General features: G+C 70.7%; 28 protein-coding genes and 2 tRNA genes. 14 read left to right on the top strand and 16 right to left on the bottom strand.

What is annotated here, in order from left to right:
* Window positions 1-77: 77 nt before the first annotated feature.
* The 5 genes from ASG45_RS10470 to ASG45_RS10450 form a co-directional block, all read right to left on the bottom strand.
* The gene (locus tag ASG45_RS10470) at window positions 78-1,571 is read right to left on the bottom strand and encodes an amidohydrolase (protein WP_055836835.1); all 1,494 of its coding nucleotides are present in this window, start codon (window positions 1,569-1,571) and stop codon (window positions 78-80) included.
* Window positions 1,568-2,191 (bottom strand): FMN-binding negative transcriptional regulator, encoded by a 624-nt coding sequence (locus tag ASG45_RS10465; protein WP_200943411.1) that lies wholly within the window; start codon window positions 2,189-2,191, stop codon window positions 1,568-1,570. The genes ASG45_RS10470 and ASG45_RS10465 overlap by 4 nt, the downstream gene beginning before the upstream one ends.
* A gap of 94 nt (window positions 2,192-2,285) precedes the next feature.
* Window positions 2,286-3,278, bottom strand: a complete 993-nt coding sequence (locus tag ASG45_RS10460) for an Fpg/Nei family DNA glycosylase (protein ID WP_055836831.1) — start codon at window positions 3,276-3,278, stop codon at window positions 2,286-2,288.
* Window positions 3,278-3,820 carry a ribose-5-phosphate isomerase gene (locus tag ASG45_RS10455; protein WP_055836828.1) on the bottom strand — a complete coding sequence of 181 codons (543 nt, stop codon included), beginning with the start codon at window positions 3,818-3,820 and terminating at the stop codon, window positions 3,278-3,280. Before ASG45_RS10455 ends, ASG45_RS10460 begins: the two co-directional genes overlap by 1 nt.
* Before the next feature lie 93 nt (window positions 3,821-3,913).
* Window positions 3,914-5,101, bottom strand: a complete 1,188-nt coding sequence (locus ASG45_RS10450) for a ferrochelatase (protein WP_055836825.1) — start codon at window positions 5,099-5,101, stop codon at window positions 3,914-3,916.
* A 150-nt stretch (window positions 5,102-5,251) separates the two neighbouring features.
* Here ASG45_RS10450 and pepN point away from each other — a divergent pair, with 150 nt between their 5' ends.
* The 5 genes from pepN to ASG45_RS10425 all read left to right on the top strand — a co-directional run bounded on the left by pepN (window position 5,252) and on the right by ASG45_RS10425 (window position 11,412).
* Window positions 5,252-7,801: an aminopeptidase N gene (gene pepN / locus ASG45_RS10445; protein ID WP_055836824.1), complete on the top strand. Its 2,550-nt coding sequence runs from the start codon at window positions 5,252-5,254 to the stop codon at window positions 7,799-7,801.
* A gap of 129 nt (window positions 7,802-7,930) precedes the next feature.
* Entirely contained in the window at window positions 7,931-8,842 is a 912-nt protein-coding gene (locus ASG45_RS10440; RefSeq protein WP_055836821.1) for an ABC transporter ATP-binding protein, read from the top strand.
* A complete protein-coding gene (locus ASG45_RS10435) occupies window positions 8,839-9,648 on the top strand; it encodes an ABC transporter permease (protein WP_055836818.1) in 810 nt (269 codons plus the stop codon). The genes ASG45_RS10440 and ASG45_RS10435 overlap by 4 nt, the downstream gene beginning before the upstream one ends.
* A 70-nt stretch (window positions 9,649-9,718) precedes the next feature.
* Window positions 9,719-10,966, top strand: a complete 1,248-nt coding sequence (locus ASG45_RS10430; RefSeq protein ID WP_055836815.1) for a mechanosensitive ion channel family protein — start codon at window positions 9,719-9,721, stop codon at window positions 10,964-10,966.
* On the top strand, window positions 10,963-11,412 hold the full coding sequence (locus tag ASG45_RS10425) for a globin domain-containing protein (protein WP_082516559.1): 450 nt from the start codon (window positions 10,963-10,965) through the stop codon (window positions 11,410-11,412). Before ASG45_RS10430 ends, ASG45_RS10425 begins: the two co-directional genes overlap by 4 nt.
* Window positions 11,413-11,614: 202 nt before the next feature.
* On the opposite strand, the gene ASG45_RS10420 is transcribed toward ASG45_RS10425, so the two are convergent.
* Window positions 11,615-12,478 carry a hypothetical protein gene (locus ASG45_RS10420; RefSeq protein WP_055836812.1) on the bottom strand — a complete coding sequence of 288 codons (864 nt, stop codon included), beginning with the start codon at window positions 12,476-12,478 and terminating at the stop codon, window positions 11,615-11,617.
* A 170-nt stretch (window positions 12,479-12,648) separates the two neighbouring features.
* Complete coding sequence (locus ASG45_RS10415; protein ID WP_055836809.1) at window positions 12,649-13,317, bottom strand: hypothetical protein; 669 nt, start codon at window positions 13,315-13,317, stop codon at window positions 12,649-12,651.
* Window positions 13,318-13,370: 53 nt separating this feature from the next.
* Here ASG45_RS10415 and ASG45_RS10410 point away from each other — a divergent pair, with 53 nt between their 5' ends.
* Window positions 13,371-14,240 carry an acyl-CoA thioesterase gene (locus tag ASG45_RS10410; protein ID WP_055836806.1) on the top strand — a complete coding sequence of 290 codons (870 nt, stop codon included), beginning with the start codon at window positions 13,371-13,373 and terminating at the stop codon, window positions 14,238-14,240.
* A gap of 13 nt (window positions 14,241-14,253) precedes the next feature.
* On the opposite strand, the gene ASG45_RS10405 is transcribed toward ASG45_RS10410, so the two are convergent.
* The 4 genes from ASG45_RS10405 to ASG45_RS10390 form a co-directional block, all read right to left on the bottom strand.
* On the bottom strand, window positions 14,254-14,736 hold the full coding sequence (locus ASG45_RS10405) for an acyl-CoA thioesterase (RefSeq protein ID WP_055837884.1): 483 nt from the start codon (window positions 14,734-14,736) through the stop codon (window positions 14,254-14,256).
* A 67-nt stretch (window positions 14,737-14,803) separates the two neighbouring features.
* Window positions 14,804-16,483, bottom strand: coding sequence for an energy-dependent translational throttle protein EttA (gene ettA, locus ASG45_RS10400; protein ID WP_055836803.1), 1,680 nt, complete (start codon window positions 16,481-16,483; stop codon window positions 14,804-14,806).
* 170 nt (window positions 16,484-16,653) lie between these two features.
* Complete coding sequence (locus tag ASG45_RS16490; RefSeq protein ID WP_055836794.1) at window positions 16,654-17,166, bottom strand: DUF6993 domain-containing protein; 513 nt, start codon at window positions 17,164-17,166, stop codon at window positions 16,654-16,656.
* Window positions 17,167-17,233: 67 nt separating this feature from the next.
* Entirely contained in the window at window positions 17,234-17,788 is a 555-nt protein-coding gene (locus ASG45_RS10390) for a single-stranded DNA-binding protein (RefSeq protein ID WP_055836792.1), read from the bottom strand.
* 205 nt (window positions 17,789-17,993) lie between these two features.
* Here ASG45_RS10390 and ASG45_RS10385 point away from each other — a divergent pair, with 205 nt between their 5' ends.
* Window positions 17,994-18,251, top strand: a complete 258-nt coding sequence (locus tag ASG45_RS10385) for a hypothetical protein (protein ID WP_191914978.1) — start codon at window positions 17,994-17,996, stop codon at window positions 18,249-18,251.
* Window positions 18,252-18,390: 139 nt separating this feature from the next.
* On the opposite strand, the gene yczR is transcribed toward ASG45_RS10385, so the two are convergent.
* Window positions 18,391-19,809 (bottom strand): MocR-like transcription factor YczR, encoded by a 1,419-nt coding sequence (gene yczR / locus ASG45_RS10380; RefSeq protein ID WP_055836789.1) that lies wholly within the window; start codon window positions 19,807-19,809, stop codon window positions 18,391-18,393.
* A 61-nt stretch (window positions 19,810-19,870) separates the two neighbouring features.
* On the opposite strand from yczR, the gene yczE reads away from it, so the two are divergent.
* Window positions 19,871-20,479, top strand: coding sequence for a membrane protein YczE (yczE, locus tag ASG45_RS10375; RefSeq protein WP_055836786.1), 609 nt, complete (start codon window positions 19,871-19,873; stop codon window positions 20,477-20,479).
* Between the two features lie 10 nt (window positions 20,480-20,489).
* Here the strand turns inward: yczE and ASG45_RS10370 are convergent, their stop codons facing one another.
* Window positions 20,490-20,702 carry a hypothetical protein gene (locus tag ASG45_RS10370; protein ID WP_055836783.1) on the bottom strand — a complete coding sequence of 71 codons (213 nt, stop codon included), beginning with the start codon at window positions 20,700-20,702 and terminating at the stop codon, window positions 20,490-20,492.
* A gap of 101 nt (window positions 20,703-20,803) precedes the next feature.
* Between ASG45_RS10370 and ASG45_RS10365 the strand changes: the two genes are divergently transcribed.
* The 6 genes from ASG45_RS10365 (at window position 20,804) to ASG45_RS10340 (ending at window position 22,952) form a co-directional block, all read left to right on the top strand.
* Window positions 20,804-20,879, top strand: a tRNA-Arg gene (locus ASG45_RS10365).
* 35 nt (window positions 20,880-20,914) lie between these two features.
* A complete protein-coding gene (gene orn, locus ASG45_RS10360) occupies window positions 20,915-21,541 on the top strand; it encodes an oligoribonuclease (protein WP_055836780.1) in 627 nt (208 codons plus the stop codon).
* Window positions 21,542-21,577: 36 nt separating this feature from the next.
* Window positions 21,578-21,653, top strand: a tRNA-His gene (locus ASG45_RS10355).
* A 239-nt stretch (window positions 21,654-21,892) separates the two neighbouring features.
* Window positions 21,893-22,174, top strand: coding sequence for a metallopeptidase family protein (locus tag ASG45_RS10350; RefSeq protein ID WP_374754289.1), 282 nt, complete (start codon window positions 21,893-21,895; stop codon window positions 22,172-22,174).
* Window positions 22,165-22,473 carry an ATP-dependent Clp protease adapter ClpS gene (gene clpS, locus ASG45_RS10345; RefSeq protein WP_055836772.1) on the top strand — a complete coding sequence of 103 codons (309 nt, stop codon included), beginning with the start codon at window positions 22,165-22,167 and terminating at the stop codon, window positions 22,471-22,473. Before ASG45_RS10350 ends, clpS begins: the two co-directional genes overlap by 10 nt.
* Window positions 22,470-22,952 carry a DUF2017 family protein gene (locus tag ASG45_RS10340; RefSeq protein ID WP_235560608.1) on the top strand — a complete coding sequence of 161 codons (483 nt, stop codon included), beginning with the start codon at window positions 22,470-22,472 and terminating at the stop codon, window positions 22,950-22,952. Before clpS ends, ASG45_RS10340 begins: the two co-directional genes overlap by 4 nt.
* 94 nt (window positions 22,953-23,046) lie before the next feature.
* Here ASG45_RS10340 and ASG45_RS10335 read toward each other — a convergent pair whose 3' ends face one another.
* The 3 genes from ASG45_RS10335 to ASG45_RS10325 all read right to left on the bottom strand — a co-directional run bounded on the left by ASG45_RS10335 (window position 23,047) and on the right by ASG45_RS10325 (window position 25,255).
* Complete coding sequence (locus ASG45_RS10335) at window positions 23,047-23,640, bottom strand: aminobenzoate synthetase (RefSeq protein WP_055836770.1); 594 nt, start codon at window positions 23,638-23,640, stop codon at window positions 23,047-23,049.
* Window positions 23,615-23,935 carry a hypothetical protein gene (locus tag ASG45_RS10330; RefSeq protein WP_055836765.1) on the bottom strand — a complete coding sequence of 107 codons (321 nt, stop codon included), beginning with the start codon at window positions 23,933-23,935 and terminating at the stop codon, window positions 23,615-23,617. The genes ASG45_RS10335 and ASG45_RS10330 overlap by 26 nt, the downstream gene beginning before the upstream one ends.
* 63 nt (window positions 23,936-23,998) lie before the next feature.
* On the bottom strand, window positions 23,999-25,255 hold the full coding sequence (locus tag ASG45_RS10325) for a DNA polymerase IV (protein WP_055836763.1): 1,257 nt from the start codon (window positions 25,253-25,255) through the stop codon (window positions 23,999-24,001).
* Between the last annotated feature and the right edge of the window lie 27 nt (window positions 25,256-25,282).

The following is a 25,282-nucleotide window of genomic DNA, read 5'->3' as shown; positions in this document are numbered from 1 at the left end:
GCCCCCTTCGTCGTCCCCGCGCACAAGACGCCGGGGGTGTCGTCGCGCGCGAATCCGAAGCGGCGAGGACGTGTGCGTCACGCGCCGTGCGTCACGCGCCCCGCGAGCAGCGTCGTGCGCACCGTCATGGCGCGCAGGCCCCGCTCGTCGGCGGCGTGCGGATCGTCGCCCACGATGACGAGATCCGCCAGGGCCCCGGGACTGATCTGCGCCGGCGCCGTCGATCCTCCGGCGGTGGATGCCGCGATGGCGGTGTCGATGTCGATCCGCTGGTGCGGGTGCCAGGCGTCGCGCCCGTCGCGCGTGCGGAACACGGCCGACGCCATCGCCGCCCACGGATCCAGCGACGCCACGGGCGCGTCGGAGCCGAACCGCACGTTCGCCCCGCTGTCGACCAGGGCGCGCAGGGGGTAGGGCTGCGCGGATTGCTCGGCCCAGATGGCATCCGTCATGTCGCGATCGTCGAGCGCGTGCTCGGGTTGCACGCTCGCCGCGACGCCCAGCCGGGCGAAACGCGGAATGTCGGCGTGCGCGACGAGCTGCGCGTGCTCGATGGTGCCCACCGCACCGGTGCGTGCGTACGCGTCGAGAGCGTGGGCGTTCGCGACGTCGCCGATGGCATGGATCGCGCACTCGAGCCCCGCGGCGGTCGCCCGCGTCATCATGTCGACGAGGGCGTCGGGGGGCACGGTGAGCAGTCCGTGGTTGCCGATCTCACCCGGGTAGTGGTGGGCGCACGCCGCCGTGCGGGTTCCGAGCGACCCGTCGGTGATGGCCTTCAGCGGTCCGACGCGCACGAGGTCGTGCGCCGCCCCGCGCACCCGGTCGCCGGTGCGCAGGCCCTCGGCGATCGCGCGGTCGAGGTGCTGCGGGTAGGTGCCGTACGAGACGCGGAGCGTATCGAAGCCCCGCGCGACCCGCCGCTGCCAGGGCTCGTCGTTCCACGTCATGTCGAGGTCGACGAGTCCGACGATCCCGCGTGCCGCGGCGGCGCGAGCCATGCGCTCGACGGCGTCGTCGGCACGGTCCGGCTCCATGGCGTTGAGTCGGCGCGAGATCTCGAAGGCGTCCTCTTCGCGCAGCATCCCGGATGCCACGGGCTCGAAGCCCTCGCGACGGAACGCGGCGCTGTTCATCCAGACGCTGTGCACGTCGGCGTTGACGAGGTAGGTCGCCCCGTCTCCGGTCGCGGCGTCGAGCAGGGCGAGACTCGGCTCGTCGGGCCACAGCCCGTCGCGGAAGCCGACGCCGATGCGGCGTCCGTCGCTCTCGGGGGCGAACGCCATGATCGATGCGGCATCGCGCGCCGAGGCGACCTCGCCGAGCGGCACGCGCTCGGCGACCAGGGCCCACTGCAGCACGTGCACGTGGTGGTCCCAGAGGCCGGGCAGCAGCCAGCCGCCCTCCCCGTCCACCACCACGCCGGTGGGCCGGAGGTTCCCCGTGGGGGCGATGTCGGCGATCACCCCGTCGGCGATGACGAGGTCGACGGGCTCCGAGGTGGGGAGGAACTCACGACCCGGCCCCGCCACCCGCACGGCGCGGAGGAATCCGACGTGCTCGCCGATCACGCGCGTCCCCGGGCGTCTTCGGCGCGGCGCATCTCGCCGGCGAGCTCGGGGTGCTGTGCGGACAGCCCCGCGATGATGGTCTCGACCACCTCGGCGCTCTTGTTCTGGCTCAGCTTGCGTTTGGCCGTGACCCGCGTGGGTGTCAGGCGGAAGCCGACGGTGCCGCGCTCGAGGCGTTCGACGAACGTCGCGTCGTTCGGCAGGGCGTACAGGGTCCGCGCGTCGTCGGCGTCGCCCTCGAACCGCTCGACGAGACGTTCGAGTACGCGGAGGTTCTCGCCGGGCGTCAGGATCTCCGGGATGCCGGAGAGGTGCGCCGACACGAAGTTCCAGGTGGGGACGGCGGGCACGTCGCCGTACCACCGGGGAGTGATGTATCCGTGCGGGCCCTGCACCACCACGAGCAGCTCGCGGTCGCCGAGACCGAGGATCGCGTCGTCGGGCTTGCCGACGTGCCCGACGATGGTCAGGTCGTCTCGCTGGTCGTCGAGCATGACCGCATAGTGCGAGGCGACGAGACCGTCGTCGCCCTGACCGACGAGGGTGACCCACGGGTGGCGGTCGATGAGACGCCGGATCTCACCGACGTCGGTCATCGCGAAGCTGGGGTTCTGGCGCACCGGATCAGCCTAGAACGCGGCGGGCTTCACCAGGCTCATCCGCCGACGCGGCGCGCGAGGCACCGGGCTCGTCGACGTGGCTGGCCCCGGCAGATCAGGCCTGGCAGCGTGGGCACCAGTACAGCTTGCGCCCCGCCGCCTCTTCCATCACGATGTCGGTGCCGCATACGCGGCACGGCAGACCCGCGCGGTGGTAGACCCAGTGCCGGTCGTCGCGACGGGCCATGGCACGGCGATACGCCTCTGGGTCGAGGTCGTCCATCGTCATCATCTGGCCGGTCTCGACGCCGATCGACAGCAGTCGCACCCAGTCGCGCCACATGCCGCGGACGACCTCTTCGGGCACGTCGCGGCCAGGCGTGTGCGGGTTCTGCCGGGCGCGGAACAGGATCTCGGCGCGGTAGACGTTGCCGATTCCGCTGACCACGGCCTGATCCATCAGGAGCAGGCCGATGGCGGTGGGCTTCTTCTTGACGGTCGCGGTGAAGCGTTCCTCGCCCTCGGCGACGTCGTCGACGAGAGGGTCGGGGCCGAGCTTCGCGATCGTCGCCGCCACCTCGTCGGGCGTCTGCAGCACGCAGGCCGTGGGGCCGCGCAGATCGGCGCACGTCGTCTCGGTGAGAAGACGCAGCCGCACGGCGCCGACCACAGGCGGTGGCCACTCGACCTGTTCGTCGAGACCGGTCGTCTGCTCCGACATGCGCACCCGCGCGCGCCGGGGGGCACCGATCGAGCTCAGGGAGTTCTCGCCCGCGGCGTCGAGGATCGGCGCGTCGTCGAACGTCGTGCCGCGCTGGTTGGTGTGCCCCATGCGGCCGTTCGCCGAGGCGATCGTCGCGTCGAGCGCCACCTCGCCCGAGAAGTCCCACGCGCCGTACATGCCCAGGTGCACGCGAAGCCACACGTCACCGTCGAACCGCAGGAACATCTGCTTGGCGACGGCCCGCACCTCGACCGCTTCGCGCCCGTCGAGCACCGACGCGCCCTCGACGAAACGACCCTGGGGGCTGGATGCCGCCACGACGCGCCCCACGATGTTGCGGTCGAACTGCCGCGCGATGCGGTGGACGGAATGCCCCTCGGGCATCAGCCTGCCTCGGGGTCGAACGAGTCGCTGGCGTCGGTCAGGGTGTTCTCGCCGCGAGCCGCCCGCGGGTCGGGCAGCAGCACGCCGTCTTGCTCGTACGCCGCGAGCTGGCCGATCCGGCGCGCGTGGCGCTCTTCGCCCGAGAACGGTGTCGCGATGAAGCGGTCGATGAACGATGCGGCCTCGTCGAACGTGTGCTGACGCGCGCCGATCGAGATGACGTTGGCGTCGTTGTGCTCGCGCGCGAGCTCGGCGGTCGACACGTTCCACACCAGCGCGGCGCGCACGCCCAGCACCTTGTTCGCGGCGATCTGCTCGCCGTTGCCCGAGCCGCCGAAGACGACGCCGAGCGCGTCGACGCCGTCGGCCTGATCACGCACGACCGCTTGAGCGGCGCGGATGCAGAAGGCCGGGTAGTCGTCGAGCGGGTCGTACTCGAGGGGGCCGTGGTCGACGACCTCGTGCCCCTGGGCGGCGAGGTGGTGCTGGATCTGGGTCGAGAACTCGAGACCGGCGTGATCGGTGCCGATGTGGATGCGCATGCGCTCATCCTATTGACGGCCGCCGACATCAGGGGGCGGACGCGACGACGCCGCCCGCTCCCCGGAAGAGAGAGCGGGCGGCGTCGGATCGGGTCAGGGGCGAACGCCCGCGGCGACGGGCTTGAACCCGGCGCGGATGTTCTCGCAGCAGCCGGGGCGGCACACGTCATACCACGGCCCCAGGTCGGTCAGGTGCGGGCGTTCCGATTTCGGAGTGCCGTTCAGTCGCTCCTCGACGAGGTCGACGAGGCCCGAGACGTAGGCCGGGTCGACGCCGGGGGTGGGCGTGCGGACGGCCCGGATGCCGGCTTCCTCGGCGGCCTCCATGGCCTCGGTGTCGAGGTCCCAGAGCACCTCCATGTGGTCGCTGACGAAGCCGAGCGGCACGATCGCGACGGCCTCGACCCCGCGGCCGGGGAGTTCGGCGATCACGTCGTTGACGTCGGGCTCGAGCCAGGGCTGCGTGGGCGGGCCGGAGCGCGACTGGTAGACGAGCTCCCACTCGACCTCGGCGACGGCGTCGGCGACAGCGGCCATGACGACCTCCGCGACGGCCTTGTGCTGGGCCTCGTACGCGCCCCCCTCGCCGAACTCGACGTCACGGGGGCCCGAGCGCTGGGCGTCGGCCATCGGAATGGAGTGGGTCGAGAACAGCACGCGGATCTTCTCGGGCGCGATCCCGTCGGCGACGAAGCCGGCCACGGCATCCGTCACTCCGCGCAGGAACGTGTCGACGAAGCCGGGGTGGTCGAAGAACTGGCGCACCTTGTCGATCGTCACGGTCTCGCCGAGCCCCGTCGACTCGAGCACGCGGGCGTAGTCCTCGCGGTACTGCCGGCAGCTCGAGAACGAGCTGTACGCGCTCGTGGCGATCGCCAGAAGAGTGGTGTGGCCGGCCTCGGCGGCCTCGGTCACGGCCTCTTCGAGGTAGGGCGCCCAGTTGCGGTTGCCCCAGTAGACGGGCAGGCCCAGCCCGCGCGCAGCGATCTCCGCCTCCAGAGCCGCCTTCAACTCGCGGTTGTGCTCGTTGATGGGGCTGACCCCGCCGAAGTGGCGGTAGTGATGGGCGACCTCTTCGAGGCGCTCGTCGGGGATGCCGCGTCCGCGCGTGACGTTGCGGAGGAAGGGGATGACGTCGTCCTGCCCCTCCGGGCCGCCGAATCCGGCGAGGAGGATGCCGTCGTACGCGACGGGCGTCTCGACCCACTTGGGCCCCGACGCCGCGGCGGGCGAGGCATAGAGGACGGGTTCAGGGGTGGTGTCCGTGTCGGTCGTGCTCACGCAGACATCCTCGCACCTGCATGGCGAGCCCGGGCGCGGGTTATCTCGTGACTAGGCTTATCTGGTTGTCATCGTCGCCGACGGCGTCCGTCGTCACCCGCGAGAGCGCTCGATCTGCGACGATCCACCCTCATCCCAGGGAGTACGCCAGTGCCAGGAGAGAACCTCACCCGCATCGAAGCGCAGGAACGCCGCGCCGTCGTCGACACGCACGCCTACGACGTGCAGCTCGATCTCACCCGCGGCGACGAGGTCTTCTCCTCGCGCACCGTCGTCACCTTCGCCGCCACCGAGGGCGCATCGACGTTCATCGATCTCATCGCGCGCACCGTGCACTCCGTCACGCTGAACGGCCGATCCCTCGACCCGGCCGCCGTGTTCGTCGACTCGCGCATCGCGCTCGACGAGCTGGCATCCGAGAACGAGCTCGTCGTCGAGGCCGACTGCGAGTACACGAACACCGGCGAGGGCCTGCACCGCTTCGTCGATCCCGTCGACGGCGAGGTCTACCTCTACTCGCAGTTCGAGGTTCCCGACTCCCGCCGCATGTACACGGTGTTCGAGCAGCCCGATCTCAAGGCCGCCTTCACGTTCTCGGTGACCGCCCCCGCGCGCTGGAAGGTCGTCTCCAACTCCCCCACGCCCGAGCCCGTCGCCGTCGGCGACGACACCGCCCGCTGGGACTTCCCCCCGACGCCCCGCATCTCGTCGTACATCACCGCGCTCGTGGCGGGTCCGTACGAGGCGACCTTCTCGGAGCTGACCAGCGCCGACGGCCGCGTCATCCCCCTCGGCGTCTTCGCCCGCAAGAGCCTCTGGCAGCACCTCGACGCCGACTACGTCTTCGACAAGACGCGCCAGGGCTTCGCGTACTTCGAGGAGAAGTTCGGGTTCCCATACCCGTTCGCCAAGTACGACCAGCTCTTCGTGCCCGAGTTCAATGCCGGCGCGATGGAGAACGCCGGCGCGGTGACCTTCACCGAGACCTACGTCTTCCGCAGCAAGGTCACCGACGCGGTCAAGGAACGCCGCGTCGTGACGATCCTGCACGAGCTCGCCCACATGTGGTTCGGCGACCTCGTCACCATGAAGTGGTGGAACGACCTCTGGCTCAACGAGTCGTTCGCCGAATGGGCGTCGACGATCGCCACCGCCGAGGCCACCGAGTGGAAAGCCGCCTGGACCACCTTCAACGCGATGGAGAAGACCTGGGCCTACCGTCAGGACCAGCTCCCCTCGACCCACCCGGTCGTCGCCGAGATCACCGACCTCGAAGACGTGCAGGTCAACTTCGACGGCATCACCTACGCCAAGGGCGGGTCGGTGCTCAAGCAGCTCGCCGCCTGGGTCGGGATCGAGCAGTTCTTCGCCGGGGTCGGCGCGTACTTCCAGAAGCACCAGTGGTCGAACACCGAGGTCGGCGATCTGCTCGTCGAGCTCGAGGCCACCAGCGGCCGAGACCTGGGCGACTGGTCGAAGAAGTGGCTCGAGACGGCGGGCGTCAACACGCTCTCGCCGCTCATCGAAGAGGGCTCCGACGGCACCATCTCGCGCTTCGCGATCGTGCAGACGGCGCCCGCCGACTACCCCACCATCCGTCCGCACCGCCTCGGCGTCGGCTTCTACTCGCTCAACGACGCCGGAGCGCTCGAGCGCGTGCACCGCGTCGAGATCGACGTCGACGGTGACCGCACCGAGGTCGCCGAGCTCCGCGGCATCCGTCGTCCCGATCTCGTGCTGCTCAACGACGACGACCTGGCCTACGCGAAGATCCGCCTCGACGAGCGCTCGCTCGCCACGGCGATCGCCCACCTCAAGGACATCTCCGACCCGCTGGCCCGCTCGCTCGTCTGGGGCGCCGCCTGGGATCAGACCCGGGATGCCGAGTCCTCGGCCACCGACTACCTGGATCTCGTGCTGCGCAACATCGGTTCCGAGACCGAGTCCACGACGGTGCGCACGACGCTCGGTCAGCTGCAGCTCGCCGCCAACTCGTACGTGACGCCCGCGTCGCGCGAGGCGGCTCGTGCACGCGTCGCCGACGGCCTCTGGGCGCTCGCCCAGGCCGCCGAGGCCGGCAGCGACAGCCAGCTGCAGTTCGTCACCGCGTTCGCCTCGGCGGCCTCGACTCCGGCGCACGCCGAGACGGTGCGGGCCCTGCGCTCGGGCGAGACGGTGCTCGACGGCCTCGAGATCGACACCGACCTGTCGTGGCAGTTGCTCATCTCGCTGGCTACGGCCGGCGCGGTGTCGGCCGACGACATCGACGCGGCCCGCGCGGCCGACAACACCTCGAAGGGTGGGGAGCTCGCCGCCCAGGCGAAGGCCTCGCTGCCCACGCACGAGGCGAAGCAGCAGGCGTGGAACTCGCTCATCGACAACGCCGACGCGCCGAACACGATCGTGCGTTCGACCGCCCTCGGCTTCACGCACCCGGCTACGGTCGACGTGCTGGCCGACTTCGTCGAGCCGTACTTCGCGATGCTGCTGCCGATCTGGGAGTCGCGCAGCTACCAGATCGCGCAGTACCTGATCGTGGGTCTGTACCCCGCCGCCCTCGCGAACACCGCCCTGCGCGATGCGACCCGCGCCTGGCTGACGCAGAACGCCGACGCCGCCCCGGCGCTGCGCCGCCTCGTCGGCGAGAACCTCGCCGGCGTGGAGCGTGCGCTGTCGGTCCAGGAGCGCGACTCGCAGTAATCGAGCTCCTCAGAATGCCCCCTCCCTCACCGGGAGGGGGCATTCGTCGTTCGCGGGTCATCCCCGGGTGGACCCGGATCATCCCCTGGGAGGATGCCCCCGCCCGGGGCGCCTCCGTAGCGTGAAGGCATGATCGTTGCAGAGCACCTCACCAAGCGTTACGGCGACAAGACCGCCGTCGACGACGTCTCGTTCACCGTGGCCCCCGGCCGCGTCACCGGCTTCCTCGGCCCCAACGGCGCGGGCAAGTCGACCACCATGCGCATGATCGTCGGTCTCGACCGTCCCTCGACGGGTTCGGTCACCGTCGGCGGGCAGGACTACCGCCGTCTGCGCTCCCCCCTCACCGAGGTCGGCGTGCTGCTCGACGCCAAGGCGATCCACACCGGACGCTCGGCGCGCAACCACTTGCGCGCCATGGCCGCGACGCACGGCATCGGGCGCAGCCGCGTCGACGAGGTGATCGAGCTCACCGGCATCGGCTCGGTCGCCGGCAAGCGGGCGGGAAAGTTCTCGCTCGGTATGGGCCAGCGTCTCGGAATCGCCGCCGCTCTCCTCGGCGACCCGCACACCCTCATCCTCGACGAGCCGGTCAACGGCCTCGATCCCGAGGGCGTGCGGTGGGTGCGCCAGTTCGTGCGCCATCTGGCGGGCGAGGGTCGCACCGTGCTGCTGTCGAGTCATCTGATGAGCGAGATGGCGCAGACCGCCGACCACGTCATCGTGCTCGGCCGCGGACGTGTCCTGGCCGATGCGCCGCTCGCCGACCTCGTCGGCACCTGGACCACCACGACCCTGCTCGTGCGCTCCCCGCGCCTGGCCGACCTCGTCTCGGCCCTGCAGATCCCGGATGCCACGGTGACGGCCACCGAGCCCGGTGCCGCCCAGATCACCGGCGTCACGGCGCAGACGGTCGGCGACCTCGCCGCCGCTCGCGGCATCCCCCTCTATGAACTGACCCCGCGAGCGGGCTCGCTCGAGGACGCCTACCTCGCCCTCACCGACGACTCGGTCGAGTACAAGACCAAGGAGATCGCATGACCGCCGTCGCTTCCGCGCCGACCACGCGGGCCCACGCCCACGCCTCGACCGCGCACCGCCTCAGCTTCATCCACCTGATGAAGAGCGAGAGCATCAAGATGCTCACCCTGCGCTCCACCTGGTGGTCGCTCGGCGTCACCGCCGCCCTGTCGGTCGGGATCTCGTTGCTGATCGCCGCGGCCTCGAGCGACATCGGCGGCGGCTTCCCCGCGGCGAACGTGATCCTGGCGCCGACGCAGTTCACGATGCTGGTCGCCGGCATCCTCGGTGCGATCGTCATCACGGGTGAGTACTCGACCGGCATGATCCGTTCGACGCTCACCGCCGAACCCCGTCGGGGGGCGGTGCTGGTGGCCAAGGCCCTCGTCGTCGCACTCGTCATGGCCGTGACCACCGTCGTCATCTACGCGGTGGCGATCGCCGTGACCGCGCCGCTGGTCAGCACGGGCCTCGACTGGTCGACGCCCTCGGAGTCCCTGGTCCCTCTCGCGTTGGGGGTCGTGTCGATGGCGGCCTTCACGCTGATCGGTCTCGGCTTCGGCTTCGTCATCCGCAGCGGCGCCGGTGCCATCGCGGCCACGGTCGGGGTGCTCTTCGTGCTGCCCATCGTGTTCAGCCTGTTCTCGTTCGCGGGACCGAGCTGGCAGTGGATCCTCGACGCGGCCGACTACCTCCCGGTCAACGCCGCGGTGCAGCTCACCACGCCCGGCGGCACGGAACTCGGCCAAGGCGCCCTCACCCTGGCCGCGTGGGCCCTCGCGCCGCTCGTGCTGGGCTGGATCTCCCTGCGGTCGCGCGACGTCTGACCCCTCCTCCCCACCACGGATGCCTCGACGCTCAGCCAGCGCCGAGGCATCCGTCGTTACGCTGTGACGGATGTCTGTTCTCGCCGAAGTCCCCGAACCGACCCCCTCGCCCGCCATCACCTCCCCCGGTGATCTGACCAACATCGATACCTGGACCTGGATCGGCTCTCAGCTGCTCGGGTTCGGCGGCGTTCTGCTGCAGATCCTCGGGATCGTGGTCGGTATCGCCGTGACCGCCTGGATCCTGCGCGTCATCATCCGTCGCGTCGTCGACCGCATCGTCAACGGCGCGAAGAGCAAGGCGCGCGTCGACGACACCCAGGCCCTCGACCGGTCCCCGCTCAGCGCGGTGCGACTCGTGCAGCGCACGCGCACCCTCGGCACGATCCTGCAGAACATCGTCAACGTCATCCTGGTGATCGTGGCGCTCGTGTGGGTCGCCGGGATCGTCGCGCCGAACGCCCTGGCCTCGCTCACCCTGCTCACGGCCGCCGTCGGTGCCGGCCTCGGTTTCGGCGCGCAGAACATCGTCAAAGACGTGCTCAACGGCATCTTCATCGTCGCCGAAGACCAGATCGGCATCGGCGACGTCGTCGACCTGGGCCTGGCGACCGGCATCGTCGAGTTCGTCAGCGTGCGCATCACCCACGTCCGCGACGTCAACGGCACGCTCTGGTACGTCCGCAACGGCGAGATCACCCGCATCGGCAACATGTCGCAGGGCTGGTCGCGCGTCATCATCGACCTCGCCGTTCCCACCGACGCCGACATCGACGACGTCGAGACGGCGATGCTCGCCGCGGCGAAGACGATGTCGAAAGAGTCCAAATGGCGCTCGCGCATCATCGAGCAGCCCGAGATCTGGGGCCTCGAGTCCATCAGCGGTGACGCTCTCGTCATCCGCCTGGTCATGAAGACGCGCTCGAGTGCCAAGGACGACGTCGCCCGCGAGCTGCGCGCGCGCCTCAAGCGTGCGATCGATGCGATGGGCATCGCCCTGCCCCAGCTGAACTCCATCATGCTCAGCGGGCCCGAGGGCGCGCAGAGCGTGCGCGGCGCGCACCCGCCGAAGACGAAAGAGACGCCGGTGGCGCCCGGCGCCGACCGCCCGCGTTGGAAGCCCCGCGGCCGCCGGATCGAGTCGTCCGACACCGCCGACGACCACGACGACGCCGTCCCCACGAAGACGAAGAAGAAGGCCGTGCGCGACGAGACCCCGACGGCGACCCTGGATCTCCCGGGCGCCGAGGTGCCCGGGGCCGACGTCGCCAAGCCGACGCCTCCGGCCGTCCGTGCCGACCAGGAGGAGCAGTCGTGACCGAACCCATCAGCTTCTACGACCAGGTCGGCGGCATGGACACCTTCCGTCACCTGGTCGATGCGTTCTACCGCGGCGTGGCCGGCGACGAGGTGCTCAAGCCCATGTACCCCGAAGAAGACCTCGGGCCGGCGGCCGAACGTCTGACGCTCTTCCTCGCCCAGTACTGGGGTGGGCCGGCGACCTACGGCGAGACTCGAGGTCATCCGCGTCTGCGCATGCGCCACATGCCGTTCCACGTCGATCCCGACGCCCGCGACCGGTGGCTTCGGCACATGCGCGCCGCCGTCGACGAGATCGCGCTGCCGCCCGCGTTCGAGGCGCCCCTCTGGGACTACCTCGAGCGCGCCGCCTACGCGATGGTCAACACGTTCGAGCCCCGCGGCATCGGGCCGCAGCAGAACGGGCGCCCCGACACGGGTCTCCCGGTACGCGCCGCCGACTGAGCGACGTCACGGGGCGGCGGGTGCCGATCACCGCCGCTCCGGCGCCGTGGTCATACCGGCCCGCGCGCCGTCGGGTCGGCCGCGCCGTCCGCCTTGCCGCGTCGACCGGCGCAACCTCGACTGGCGCCACGTCAGCTGGCTCGAAGCTGGCCGCCCGCGCACCGTCGCGCATTCACGCGGTGCAGCGGGTCGTCGAGCCGCCTCAGCGTCCGAGGAAGTCGCCGAAGCCCGGGATGTCGAAATTCGACAAACGTTCGCCGAGCCCGCCGACCTGATCGCCCAGACCCGACACCGCGTCCTGCGCGCCGCCGGCCCAGTCGCCCGCCGCCCCCAGATCGACGCCGCCCGCGAGTGTCTCGAGGTCGACACCGGATGCCAGAGCGTCGAGGTCGACGCCCTCGGCGAGCCCGGCGAAGTCGACGCCCAGCTGACCCGCCTGCGCGAGCAGGGGCCCCGCGACCGCACTGACGATCGCTCCGCCGGCCACGGCGGCGAGCAGCCCGCCCGCACCCACCACTCCCGCGCCGATCAGCCCGCCGCGGCCCGCGCGGGACAGCAGCTGCGACATGCGACCCGGACGCGTGGCCTCAGCGCGTGCGGCCGTGCGGGCGAGGTCGTCGGGGGCGTCCGAGCGCGGACGCTCGTGCGGGTGCAGGTCGGTATCCATGCGCTCGCGCACGTGCGCGCGCTGCTCGGGCGTCAGTCGCGCGAAGGCCTCGCGATGCATCTGCTCCACGCGATCGGGGTCGGCCGTGCGCAGCAGGTAGTCGTACCGCGCGATCGCCCCGCGGTCGTCGGCCGAGAGCGCCGGGGCCGAGCCCGACGTGGGCGGCGGAGCGTATCGGCCGGTGTCTCGGCGCGAATCGGCGACGGGCGAGGGAGCGGGCGCGGAGTCCGCCCGGCGGTCACCGGTGACGGCATCGGCGGCGGAGCGCACCATGGTGCGCCAGTCGCGGGAGGCACCCGACGAGGGGTGGGGAGCGGAGCCGTCCCGCGAGGACGACGAGGACGACGCCTTGTCGACGGCCTTCGAAGCGAGATCGAACAGACGGGAGAACGAGACCATGGGGTACCTCTCGACGGGCAGCGGAAACTGCGACGTCAAGGTCTCCTCCGCCCCGGACGGGACCGACGCACCCGGAGCCCAACGGTGGGCTCGTGATGACGGATGCATCGCGACGGGAGTACTCCCCTTGCTTCCCTCAGCGTAAAGCGGCCACCTATGCGCGGGCTGGATCAGCTCCCGGTCGCGCGCACGGCGGTCAGCCCCGAGCGCACGGGGCCTCGAACGAGCACGTGACCGCGAGCGAGGCTCACGCGCGTCCACGCACCGCTCGTGCGGACGGGCGCCATCTCGCTGCCGGCGATGAAGCCCAGCGCGAAGGCCGCGAAGGCGGTGCCGAGCGGCAGACCCCCGAGGGCGTCGTCGGGCTGACCCCACACCTGCGCGCGGATCACCCGCACGATGTCCTCACCCGCATCGGCGGGGAGCGCGTCGGCGACGGCGGCGACCCCGTACTGGGCTCGGGATGCCAGAACGGCGGCGTCGATGGCATCCTTCTGCTCCCATCCGCTGCGCGGGGGCGAGATCCCCGCCCACGCGGGCGAGGTGGCGGTCTCGGGAAGGACGACCGCTGAGGCGTCGTCAGGGGCCGGGAGCAGCGCGGAGGCGTCGACCACGAGGTCGCACTCGAGCTCGGGATCGATCGCCGAGACGCGCAGGCCCAGCACCGTCGGGGTGGCGTCGAGCAACCCGCGGGGAGCGAGGGGGGCGGCGGTGGCGACGAGCACTCCCCCGTCGGCACGCAAGCGCACGGTGCCGTCACCCAGACGGATCGTGCGGGAGGCGAAGGTCAGCAGGTCGGCTGCCGCCTGGGGGTCGGGGAACAACAGGCGCGCGGACACCCGCCCTAAACTATCAAGCGGCGCGGGCTCGCTGCGCCGGAAAGCGAGTCACCATGACCGATGCCCTCGATCCCGTGGCGTCGCTCCTCGCGGTGCTCGACCTGCGCGACGCCGGCGCCCGCACCACCGAGGACATCTTCACCGGTGTCTCGCAGCCCATGCCGTTCGGGCGGGTGTACGGCGGCCAGGTGCTGGCCCAGTCGGTCGTGGCCGCGTCGCGCACGCTCCCGCCCGAACGCGCGGTGCACTCGATGCACGGGTACTTCCTCCGCCCGGGCGACCCGGCCGACGGCATCACCTTCTCGGTCGACCGCATCCACGACGGACGCTCGTTCTCGACCCGGCGCACGCAGGCCTACCAGGCCGGCGTCCCGATCTTCTCGATGATCGCCTCGTTCCAGGACGAGCACCCGGGCCTGGAGCACGCCGAACCGATGCCCGACGGCATCCCTCAGCCCGAAGACCTCGCGCCGTTCGACGCCGAGGGACTCCACCCGCTCAGCCGCCGGATGTTCTCGGAGCGACCGGTCGACGTGCTGCACGTCCCGTCGCCCATCTACACCTCGGTCGAGGGCCCGCGGGTGCCGCGACAGGCCGTGTGGATGCGCACGCGTCGCGCACTGCCCGACGACCCGGCGGTGCACCGCGCGGCGCTGGCGTATCTCAGCGACCTCACGATCCAGGAGTCCATCATGCGCGCGCACGGCGTCGCGTGGAACGTCCCGAACCTGAAGGTCGCGAGCCTCGACCACGCCATGTGGTGGCACCGTCCGGGTCGCGTCGACGACTGGCTGCTGTACGTGCAGGAGTCCCCCAACGCCCGCGGCGGCCGAGGCCTGTCGACCGGGCGCATCTACTCGCGCGACGGCGTGCTGGTCGCGAGCGTGGCCCAGGAGGTCATGGTGCGGGTGCCGAACGACTGACGGCGCCGAAGGCTCAGGCGCGGGCGGCTCGCCGCCGGTATTCGATCGGATCGCCCGTGTAGGGCGCCCATGCCGCGCGCTCCGCATCGGTCCATCGGATCGGGCGACCGGTCGAGGTGTCGACGAGCACGACGACGGCCGTGGCGCGCGCGTAGAGCACGCGCTCGGGATCGCCGACCGGACTGTAGACCTCGAAGCAGATGTCGGCGCTCGAGCCGCCCATCGCGCCGATCCACATCCGCACGTCCAAGGGGCGCTGGGTGTACGGCGTCGGTCGGAAGTACTCGATCTCCTGCCGCGCGATGAGGGTTGCGCGTTCCCCGCCGCTGGCGAGGACGTCCATGTCGAACACCGCGGTCGGCAGGGGCTCTTCGTCGCCGTCGCTGTACCAGAAGGCCCGCAGGCGCGCCTCTTCGAGCAGTTTCAGCATCGCGGTGTTGTTCACGTGCCCGAGCGCGTCGAGGTCGCCCCACCGCAGGTGGATGGGGACGTGCACCCGCGAGGGTCCGGCGGCGACCGGACCCTCGTCGGGGGATGCCGCGCCCGCCGACGCGGCGGCCGCGTCAGTCACGCGTGAGCTTGCGGTACGACGACCGCGACGGGTTGGCGGCGTCGGCACCGAAGCGCTCGATCTTGTTCTGCTCGTAGGCCTCGAAGTTGCCCTCGAACCAGTGCCACTGGTCGGGGTGCTCTTCGGTGCCCTCGTAGGCGAGGATGTGCGTCGCGATGCGGTCGAGGAACCACCGGTCGTGAGTGATGACCACGGCGCAGCCGGGGAACTCCAACAGCGCGTTCTCGAGCGAGCTCAGTGTCTCGACGTCGAGGTCGTTGGTGGGCTCATCGAGCAGCAGCAGGTTGCCGCCCTCTTTGAGCGTCATCGCCAGGTTGAGGCGGTTGCGCTCACCGCCCGAGAGCACACCGGCCTTCTTCTGCTGGTCGGGTCCCTTGAAGCCGAACTTCGACACGTACGCGCGGGAGGGGATCTCGGTCTTGCCGACCGTGATGATGTCGAGTCCGTCGGACACGACTTCCCACAGGGTCTTCTCGGGGTCGATGTTCGCGCGGGACTGGTCGACGTAGCTGATCTTGACGGTCTCGCCGATCTTCAGCGTGCCGCCGTCGAGCGGCTCGAGACCGACGATCGTCTTGAACAGCGTGGTCTTACCCACACCGTTGGGCCCGATGACACCGACGATGCCGTTGGGGGGAAGGTTGAAACTGAGGTTGCTGATCAGCGAGCGGTCGCCGAAGCTCTTCTCGAGCTTCTTCGCATCGATGACGATGCCGCCCAGACGCGGACCCGCGGGGATCTGGATCTCGTCGAAGTCCAACTTGCGCGTGCGCTCGGCCTCGGCTGCCATCTCTTCGTAGCGGGCGAGTCGAGCCTTGGACTTGACCTGGCGACCCTTGGCGTTGGAGCGCACCCACTCCAGCTCCTCTTTGAGGCGCTTGGCGAGCTTGGCGTCCTTCTTGCCCTGGACTTCGAGGCGCTGGCCCTTCTTCTCGAGGTAGGTCGAGTAGTTGCCCTCGTAGGGGTACAGGTGACCGCGGTCGACCTCGGCGATCCACTCGGCGACGTTGTCGAGGAAGTACCGGTCGTGAGTGATCGCGATGACGGCGCCCTTGTAGGCCTTCAGGTGCTGCTCGAGCCAGAGCACGCTCTCGGCGTCGAGGTGGTTCGTGGGCTCGTCGAGCAGGAGCAGGTCGGGCTTCTGCAGCAGGAGCTTCGCGAGCGCGACGCGCCGGCGCTCACCACCGGACAGCGGCACCACCGACGCATCGGCGGGCGGGGTGCGCAGGGCGTCCATCGCCTGGGCCAGCTGGGAGTCGAGGTCCCACCCGTCGGCGGCGTCGATCTCTTCCTGCAGCGTGCCCATCTCGGAGAGAAGGGCGTCGAAGTCGGCGTCGGGATCGGCCATGAGGGCGGAGATCTCGTTGAACCGATCGAGCTTGGGCTTGATCGCCACGCCGTCCTGGATGTTCTCGAGGACGGTCTTGCTGTCGTCGAGCTCCGGCTCCTGCATGAGGATGCCGACGGTGAAGCCCGGGCTCAGCCGCGCCTCGCCGTTGGACGGGACGTCGAGACCGGCCATGATCTTCAGGATCGTCGACTTTCCCGCACCGTTCGGCCCGACCATGCCGATCTTGGCACCCGGGAGGAACGACATCGTGACGTCGTCGAGAATCAGCTTGTCGCCCACAGACTTACGGGCGCGGACCATGGAGTAGATGTATTCCGCCATAACCTCTCCAGTCTAGGGGCGCAGAGCCTCCGCGCCGACGCCCGGGGTCCGCTGCTGCCGATCGGTGGACGCCCGTCGCTCGAGGTCCGCGTCGCGCGGGGAGGTCGGACCGCCGGCGCCGAGGGAGGGCACGCGCACCCAAGGGCCTCGCCCGGATCGGGCGCGAAGGCTCACCAGTCGATCGTGCGCGTCTGTCCGATCAGACAGCCCCCGGCCGACAACCCGGGAAGCACCGTCGACACGGGGTTGCCGATCGAGGGACCGACCTGACCGACCAGGCAGTCGCCACCGAGGCGCACCGAGAACTCGATGCTCTCGGCGGGGTTGCCGATCGTGGTCTGGTCGGCCGTGACCTGCATCGACCCCTTGTCGAACCCGGCTGCGGCGAGGGCGTCGATGTAGGCACGACCGGCGACCTGATCGGGTCCGGACCAGACCGCACCGACGATCTGCGCGAAGTACGGGAGGTTCTCGGCGGCTGTTCCGTTCGGCACGAGTGCGACCGGCGCCGGAGCGCTGGTGGCGGCACCGGCGTCGGAGGGCGTCGTCCCCTCGGTGGCGATGGCCGCAGGCGTCGCGGACCCCTGGGGCGTCGTCGGCGACTGGCCGCCCGTACAGCCGGCCAGCGACAGCACGGCCAGAAGAGTCAGAGCGGCGAGGGGACGACCGTGGGAGCGGGACACGCGGTCAATCCTACGGACGCGGCCCGCGACCGCAGCCTCGACGGCCTCCGCCCCCGCGCCGACCGTCTCAGAAGGGCGCGTCGACGGGCTCGGCCGACGAGTCGGCGGCAGCGCCGGACTCGTTCTCGTCGCGTGTCGCCGCCTCGGGCGACTCCCCTCCCGGAAGTGCCCATCCGTCGGCGTCGCTGTGGGCCGCCGCCGCCGTTCGTCCGGCCGATGCCGCCGCCACGACCGCGGGGCCCGCGGGAGCATTCGACGACTCCGGCCGCGGCGTGCGTTCGAAGCGCGAGATCCCCCACCGCAGATCGTGGCCGATCGCCTCGGCGGTGACGTCGGCGCTGACGCCGCGTTTGCTCTCGGTCTCCCATTCCCGCAGCCGCAGGCGGCCGTTGAGGATGATGCGCTCCCCTTTCTGGAACGACCGCAGCGCGTGCGCCCCCAACTCGCCGAAGACGGACACGGCATAGAAGCTGGTGTGCCCGTCGACCCATTCGCCGCGTTCCCGATCGAGACGTCGCTCGCCGACGGCGAGACGGAAGGCCGCGACGGTCCCGCCTCCGCGCGTCGAGCGCTGCTCGAGATCGCCGACGATGTTGCCCACCAGGGTGATGTGGTCGCTCATGATGAAGTCCTCTCGGTGTGTGTAGTGCGCTCCGGCATCCGTGTGCCCGACGGATGCCGGAGCCCCGCCAGAATGACCGCACTCGCCTGGTCCGCGCGGGCCCGAACCGCACATCCGGGGAGGGATCGAGCGATCCCTGTCGTGGGGAGGACGGGTGAGATCCCCCGTCCGCGGCGATGTCGGAGGTTGGTTCTACCGTGTCCGCATGAGCACCGCACTCTGGAACGACCTCGCCCCGGCTCCGCGTCCGGCCGGGTGGGGCGCGGCGACCCATGTCGCCGCGGGTCTGTGGCGCGTCGCCGACCCACGCGGCCTCGTGGTGGGTCACATTCGCGCGATCGCGGCCGAGGGGGGCTGGCGGTACACCGCCGAGCGCTTCCATGCCGCTTCGGGACGCTTCCGTGAGCTCGGCGCGTTCTGGTCGTCATCCGAGGCCTTCGAGTGCCTGCGGTACAGCCGCTGACCCGGTGCCCCGCGGGCTCAGCCGCCGGCACCGCGCTCCGCGCGCTCAGACGCCGACACCGCCCTCCCCCGGCTCAGCCGCGCGACCGCGCCCCGCGCGCCGACGCGGCGCTCCGCGCGCAGAGGCAGCTCGACCGACGTCAGACGACCGTCGAGAGCTCGTCGCGCGCTGCGACGGAGCCGCCGCCGCGCACGTCGTCCCAGGCGGTGCGCAGAATGTCGACCGCGCGCTCGAGGGTCGGGGGTGCCGCGGTGAAGGGCAGCCGCAGCCGGCGATCGTGGCCTCCTTCGACCGCGAAACGCGAACCCGCCGACAAAGCAAGCCCGCGCGCCCGCGCGTTCATCACCAGCGGGGTGCTGAGCGGGTGCCCGATGCCCACCCACAGCGAGACGCCACCGGAAGGTTGGGGCACCTCCCACTCGGGGAAGGTTCGGCGAAGCGCCGCGACCAGGCTGTCCCGTCCGGCGCGCAACAGGTCGCCGCGCTGCACCGAGATCTCGTCCAGCCGGGGAACGAGACGCGCCGCGATGGCCTGCTCGAACTCCGGTGTGCCCAGGTCGTGCACGGGGCGACCGGCGGCGAGCCGTCGGATGATGTCGGGCGCGGCGCGGATCCATCCGACGCGGAGCCCGCCCCACACGGTCTTGCCGAGCGACGCCACACGGATGATCCGGTCGTCGTCCGGGAACGGCGCGGCCGTCCCGCGCCGATCGATGTCGAGTTCCGCCGTCGTCTCATCGAGCACCAGCACGCTCCCCACCCGACGGGCGCCCTCGACGAAGGTCGCCGCCTCGAGCGAGGTCATGGTGCGGCCGGTGGGGTTGTGGAAGTCGGGCATGAGGTACGCCAGGGTCGGCAGGGCACGCGCGAAGGTCTGTGCCGCCCGCTCCAGGTCCCAGCCGCGCTCGGGGTCGACGGGAACGCCGACCAGGCGCGCGCCGACACGGCGGAAGGCGTCCGCTGCGTGCGGATAGGTCGGCGTCTCGATCATCACTCGGTCGGCGCGCGTCAGCAGGATCGACGCGATCAGGTGGATCGCGCTCTGCGCACCGGTCGTGACGAGGATTTGATCGGGGTCCGTCGGCAGACCGCGCCGCACATAGCGTTCGGCGATCGCCGAGCGCAGTGTCGGATCGCCGACCACGTCGTAGCCGATTCGGGCGACCAGCGCGGGGGCGTCTTGGGCCACTTCCGAGACGACGGCCGGAAGCCCCGGCCACGCCGCCGGGCTGGCCTGCTGCAGGTCGATGATCGTGTCGTCGGCCTCGTAGCGTCCGGGATCGTTGCGCCCCACGGGAAGGGTGACGCTCCCGCTGCCGCGAAGACTCTCGATGTGGCCGGTGTCCCGCAGGCTGCGATACGCGGCGGCGACGGTCGTGCGGCTCAGCGACAGCGCCGTCGCGAGTTCGCGTTCGGCGGGCAACGCGGTCGCGGGCGCGAGGCGGTTGTCGAGGCAGAGCAGTCTGACGCCGTCGGCCAGCGCCTCGTACGCCGGGCCGGTCCCCCGCCACCCCCCGAGTGCTTCAGCCAGAGCGCGGGCGGAGATGCGGGAATCCATGGGGCCACGGTATCCGTATTGGCCTTATTCGACCAAGCCAATCACGTGATTGGATTCCTTCATGTTCTCCCGCATCACCCGTCTCATCGTCGGACTCGCGCTCTATGGCGTGGGCTGCGCGTTCACCGTCTCCGCGGGCCTCGGCGTCGACCCGTGGACGGTCTTCGCGCAGGGCATCTCGCGGGTGTCCGGGATCGGCATCGGATGGATCACCAACATCGTGGGCCTGGGGGTCCTGCTGCTCTGGATCCCCCTCCGCCAGAAGCCGGGCGTGGGTACCGTCGCGAACATCCTTCTCGTGGGGACGAGCATGCAGGTGGCGCTCGGTGTCCTCCCCCACCCCGACGTGTTCTGGGTCCAGGCGGCGATGCTCGTGGCGGGCGTCGTCCTGGTGGCCGTGGCATCCGGTCTGTACATCGGCGCGCGCTTCGGCCCCGGTCCGCGCGACGGCCTCATGACGGGCATGCACGCGCGCTTCGGATGGCCCATCTGGGCCTGCCGCCTCGGGGTCGAGGGCAGCGTGCTCGTTCTGGGGTGGATGCTGGGCGGAACGGTGGGGATCGGCACCGTCGTGTTCGCCCTCGGTATCGGACCCCTGGTCCACGTCGCGCTTCCGCTCCTGGCCACGCCCGAACCGTCGCGACGCGCGCGCCGCCCGGCCCGGGTGTGACCTCGAACGCTCAGTGCTCCCGGAACTCGGGGCGATCGCTGCCGGGCTTCAGGTGCGAATGCAGCGCGTTCTTGGCGATCTCCATCGACGGATAGACCCCCAGCCGCTCGTCCTTGCCCGCCATATGGACGGCGTATCCCTCGGCATCCTTCTGGATCTTGCCGACGACCCCGGAGGGGCCGTACGCGACCCAGAGGCGGCGGTGCGTGATGGTCTCGGACATGAGTGCTCCTTCGCTCTCGATGGCGGCAGATTACGCTCGCGCGTCCGGCCGCACCAGGGGCTGGTGTCGACGGAACGGCCCGACGGATATCCTGGAGCGGACCCCCAGTAGCTCAGTGGATAGAGCAGCGGCCTTCTAATCCGCCGGTCACACGTTCGAATCGTGTCTGGGGGACCAGATGCCGTGTCGGAGCCCCTCACTAGACTGAGGGGATGGTGAACGCCTCCGAGAACGACCGTCTCGTCTGGATCGACTGCGAGATGACGGGACTCGACCTCGCGGTCGACGAGCTCGTCGAGATCGCCGTCGTCGTGACCGATTTCGAGCTCAACGTGCTCGACCCCGGCTTCCAGATCGTGATCAAGCCCGATGACTCCGCGTTGGACAACATGGGCGAGTTCGTCACCGACATGCATCGCTCGTCGGGACTGCTCGACGAGATCCCCCACGGGGTCAGCCTCGCTGACGCAGAGTTCCAGGCGCTCGAGTACATCCAGCGGTTCGCGCCCGTCGAGGGCAAGGCCCCGCTGGCGGGCAACACCATCGGCACCGACCGCATGTTCCTCGCCAAGTACATGCCGCGCGTCGACCGCTGGCTGCACTATCGCAACGTCGACGTGTCGAGCATCAAAGAGCTGTCGCGCCGCTGGTACCCACGCGCGTATTTCCAGGCGCCCGCGAAGCACGGCGGGCACCGCGCCCTCGCCGACATCCGCGAATCGATCCGCGAACTCGCCTACTACCGCGCCGCGGTCTTCGTGCCGCAGCCGGGTCCCACCAGCGACGAGGCGAAGGTCGTCTCGGCCTCGGCCGTGTCGTCGTTCGCGCTGGACCTATGACATAATCGTTCAGTTGTCTGCTGCGGCGGACACATGGTGGCTATAGCTCAGTCGGTAGAGCACCGCGTTGTGGTCGCGGGGGTCGCGGGTTCAAGTCCCGTTAGCCACCCCACACCCACGAAAGCCCGGTCGAGTCCTCTCGCCGGGCTTTCGTCGTCCCGGACTCCCGGGCGCAGCGCCCGTAGAATCGTCTGTGTCCGCCGGCGTCGCCGGCTCGGCATCCATCGATCGGCTTGCGACCCCGGGAGGCCCGCCGTGAACGACGACGCCGACACGCGCGCGGCCCTCGACCTCGACGCCGAAGCGTTCGAACGCCTGGTCGTCGATGAACTCGACCGCCTGCCCGACGACATGGTCGACGGGCTCGACAACGTGGTGTTCGTCGTCGAAGACCGCCCCGAAGACGGCTCCCTCGATCTGCTGGGCCTGTACGACGGATGGGCCCTGACCGAGCGCGAGCGCTACGGCGTCGGCGAACTGCCCGACAGGATCATCCTGTACCGCGAACCCCACCTCGCCGCGTGCGACGACGAGGGCGAGTTGCGCGACGAGATCCACACCACGCTCGTGCACGAGATCGCGCACTTCTACGGCATCGACGACGAGCGTCTGCACGAGCTGGGATGGGCATGATGGCCGGGCTCGCGACACCCGACCTCGACGTCGTGGACGAGACCGACCTCAACGCGCAGCCACCGTCGTCGTGGCAGACGGTCGTGTGGAACGACCCCGTCAATCTGATGAGCTACGTGCGCCACGTCTTCCGCACCTACTTCGGCTTCGACACCGCCACGGCCGAGCGACTGATGCTCGCCGTCCACCACGACGGGCACGCCGTCGTGGCGCGCGGTCCTCGCGAAGTCATGGAAGCCCACACGCACGCGATGCACGACTTCGGACTCTGGGCCACCGTGCGGAAGGAGCCCGCGTGAGCGAGCAGATCGTGGTGCTCGAGATCAGTGGTCTCGAAGCCCTCCACCTGGCCGGCATCGTGGGTCAGTTCCGCGACGTGATCGCCGACAGTCGACGCGACGACGACCCCGCCGTGGCACGCCTGCTACCCGACGCCTATCCCGACGACGACGACGCCACGCGGGAGTTCCGCCGCCTCACCGGCGACGACCTGCTCGGACGACGGGCCGACGACGCCGCGATCGTGCTGCGGACGTTGGGCATGGACGGCGGGGACCTCGACGCCGAGGGCGATCCGGATGCCACGATCTCGGTCGCACTCGGTGAGACCGAGGCCCTGGCGTGGATGCGCACCCTCTCGGCCGTGCGGCTCGTGCTGGCCACGCGTCTCGGCATCCAGAGCGAAGACGACCACCAGCCCGACGATCCGCGCTTCGGCATCTACGACTGGATCGGCTACCGTCTCGACGGCCTCGTCACCGCTCTCGATCGGCGCTGAACGCGGAGAGTTCCGGATGCCGTGCCCCTGGCGCGCGGGCGGTCACGGGGCGTTCTGCACGTCGTGCCGACCAGGCGCCGGACTCGCCGTCGCGTTACGGCACCCGGACGACCACCGACGCCAACGACACCGGATCGTGCGCGACGAGGTGCTGCTCCTCTTGCGCCGCCCAGCCGTCCCAGTGCGGTCGGTAGGTGTCGCCGTCGCGGTCGAGCGCGCGGTGCTTGCGGGAGGACGATGGAGCGTCGACCCACACCGTGACATCGGCCAGGCGCGCCGACTCCGGAGTGAGCACCCCGGCGCCCTCGACGACGAGAGGAAGAGACGGGTCGACGGCGTGCGCCTCGGCGCGCGCGTCGCTCTGCCAATCCCACCGCTGCCAGACGCCCACCATGCCCCGCGCGTGCGGTGACAACACGGTCTCGCGGGCGTACTCCGCCCCCGCGGCGAGCCCGCCCCAGCCGGGATAGAGGTCGTCGAGGGCCACGAGCTGCACCCGACCGCGACCCGGCCACGCGGCGACGAGCCGACGCGCGAGAGAACTCTTGCCCGCGCCGCTGCGGCCGTCGACGACGATCACCGGATTCGCCACGCCTAGGGCGCTGACGCGCGCCACGACGGAGGCCGTCGCTGCGGCCAGGGCGTCGTCGACCGGGTCTGCGCTACTTCTTGAGGGCGCGGATGACACGGCTGAGCGCGCGACCGGCGACCCACACGAACGGGATGCCGACGGCGAGCAGCGACACGAGGTTCGGGTCGAACCGCAGGTCGTCGCCGCGGCGGATGTAGGCACCGAGAGGCAGGGTGTAGCCACCGCCGCCACCGCCGCCGTTGCCCTGCTCGTCGGAGCCGCCGCCGTACCCGGCCCACACCAGGGCGACGGGAACGATGCGCACGCCGTCGACGTCCTGCTGCTCGCCGTAGGCGGAGGTGACGCCGAAGTGGGTGGACTGCTGGCCGAGTTCCAGAGCGATGTTGGGCATGAGCCCACCGTACCGGCCCGGGGATCAGCGGCCCAAGGGCGTTGCGTCGACGCCGACGGCGTGTCAGTGGTCGTACGACGGCCGGGGGTTGGTGGGCAGAGCGCCCCCGCCGCGCGTGGGGCCGAGGAGCGACCCCCGGGTCACCGCACCGCGCCCGAAGCGCGCCGTGGCCCCGTCGAGCGCTCCCTCGATGCGGCGCCACTCGGCATCGTCGTCCCAGAGCGTCGCCGCCATGGCCGCGGGCTTGAGCTTCTCGCCCCGCACGCCCACCAGGCGCACCGCCTGGCGGCGGTCGATGGAATCGAACAGCTCGATCGCCGCGTCGCCGATGCGCTGTCCGACCGAGGTGGGCTCGGCGAGCGTGCGCGAACGGCTGAGCGTGGTGAAGTCCGAGAAACGCACCTTGATCGCAATCGTCGACGCCTCGTACTGCTGCGCGCGCAAGCGGGCCCCGACGCGGTCGGCGAGTCGACGGAACTCGACGTGCAGGGTGCGCGTGTCGGAGATGTCGGTGTGGAACGTCTCTTCGTGTCCCACGCTCTTCTCGGCGCGACCCGTGTGCACCTCGCGCGCGTCGACCCCGCGCGACAGGTGCCAGATGCGCTCGCCCATGGCGGCGCCCAGCACCTGGTCGAGCGCGTGCCGCGGGGTGTCGAGGATGTCGGACACCAGGCGGATCCCCCGGGACTCCAACGCCTCGGCCGCCTTCGGGCCCACGCCCCACAGGGCGCGCACCGAGCGCGGCCGGAGGAACGCCTCGGTGTCGGCGGCCGAGACGACCAGCAGTCCGTCGGGTTTCGAGATGGTGGACGCCATCTTGGCGACGTGCTTGGTGGCCGCGACACCGATGCTGCACGTCAATCCGGTCTCGGCCTTGACCCGGGCTCGCAGATCGCGGGCGATGGTGGCGGGGCTCCCCCACAGGCGGCGCGCTCCGCGCACGTCGAGAAAGGCTTCGTCGATCGACAGGGGCTCGACGAGCGGGGTCACGTCGTGGAAGATCGCCATGACCTGCCGCGACATCTCGGTGTAGCGCTGGTACGGCGGGTTGACGACGATCGCCGTCGGGCAGAGCCGCAGGGCGATCGCCACGGGCATGGCCGACTTGACCCCGTACCGTCGTGCCTCGTACGACGCGCTCGACACGACTCCGCGGCCCTCGGAGCCGCCGATGATCAGGGGCTTGCCCGCGAGCGAGGGATCGTCGAGCACGGCGACCGACGCGAAGAAGGCGTCCATATCGACGTGCAGGATGCCCGCGCCGGTGTCGTCGGCGTCGGGACGCGAGACGAGCCTCCCGGTGCCGTCGCCTCGTCCCATGGCATCCATTCTCCCCCCGACCTCCGA

Origin of the sequence: Microbacterium sp. Leaf436 (assembly GCF_001424715.1) — a bacterium.
GTDB lineage: Bacteria > Actinomycetota > Actinomycetes > Actinomycetales > Microbacteriaceae > Microbacterium.
Note: the sequence above shows the minus strand (reverse complement) of the source record. Positions and strands in the feature narration are given on the sequence as shown.

Coding starts and splice junctions, on each gene's coding strand:
- yczE (WP_055836786.1), top strand. CDS start 19,871: ATGTTCTCCCGCATCACCCGTCTCATCGTCGGACTCGCGCTCTATGGC.
- ASG45_RS10350 (WP_374754289.1), top strand. CDS start 21,893: ATGGTCGACGGGCTCGACAACGTGGTGTTCGTCGTCGAAGACCGCCCC.
- orn (WP_055836780.1), top strand. CDS start 20,915: ATGGTGAACGCCTCCGAGAACGACCGTCTCGTCTGGATCGACTGCGAG.
- ettA (WP_055836803.1), bottom strand. CDS start 16,483: ATGGCGGAATACATCTACTCCATGGTCCGCGCCCGTAAGTCTGTGGGC.
- ASG45_RS10385 (WP_191914978.1), top strand. CDS start 17,994: ATGAGCACCGCACTCTGGAACGACCTCGCCCCGGCTCCGCGTCCGGCC.
- ASG45_RS10420 (WP_055836812.1), bottom strand. CDS start 12,478: ATGGTCTCGTTCTCCCGTCTGTTCGATCTCGCTTCGAAGGCCGTCGAC.
- ASG45_RS10390 (WP_055836792.1), bottom strand. CDS start 17,788: ATGAGCGACCACATCACCCTGGTGGGCAACATCGTCGGCGATCTCGAG.
- ASG45_RS10330 (WP_055836765.1), bottom strand. CDS start 23,935: ATGCCCAACATCGCTCTGGAACTCGGCCAGCAGTCCACCCACTTCGGC.
- ASG45_RS10430 (WP_055836815.1), top strand. CDS start 9,719: ATGTCTGTTCTCGCCGAAGTCCCCGAACCGACCCCCTCGCCCGCCATC.
- yczR (WP_055836789.1), bottom strand. CDS start 19,809: ATGGATTCCCGCATCTCCGCCCGCGCTCTGGCTGAAGCACTCGGGGGG.
- clpS (WP_055836772.1), top strand. CDS start 22,165: ATGGGCATGATGGCCGGGCTCGCGACACCCGACCTCGACGTCGTGGAC.
- ASG45_RS10440 (WP_055836821.1), top strand. CDS start 7,931: ATGATCGTTGCAGAGCACCTCACCAAGCGTTACGGCGACAAGACCGCC.
- ASG45_RS10370 (WP_055836783.1), bottom strand. CDS start 20,702: ATGTCCGAGACCATCACGCACCGCCGCCTCTGGGTCGCGTACGGCCCC.
- ASG45_RS10435 (WP_055836818.1), top strand. CDS start 8,839: ATGACCGCCGTCGCTTCCGCGCCGACCACGCGGGCCCACGCCCACGCC.
- ASG45_RS10325 (WP_055836763.1), bottom strand. CDS start 25,255: ATGGGACGAGGCGACGGCACCGGGAGGCTCGTCTCGCGTCCCGACGCC.
- ASG45_RS10410 (WP_055836806.1), top strand. CDS start 13,371: ATGACCGATGCCCTCGATCCCGTGGCGTCGCTCCTCGCGGTGCTCGAC.
- ASG45_RS10455 (WP_055836828.1), bottom strand. CDS start 3,820: ATGCGCATCCACATCGGCACCGATCACGCCGGTCTCGAGTTCTCGACC.
- ASG45_RS10460 (WP_055836831.1), bottom strand. CDS start 3,278: ATGCCCGAGGGGCATTCCGTCCACCGCATCGCGCGGCAGTTCGACCGC.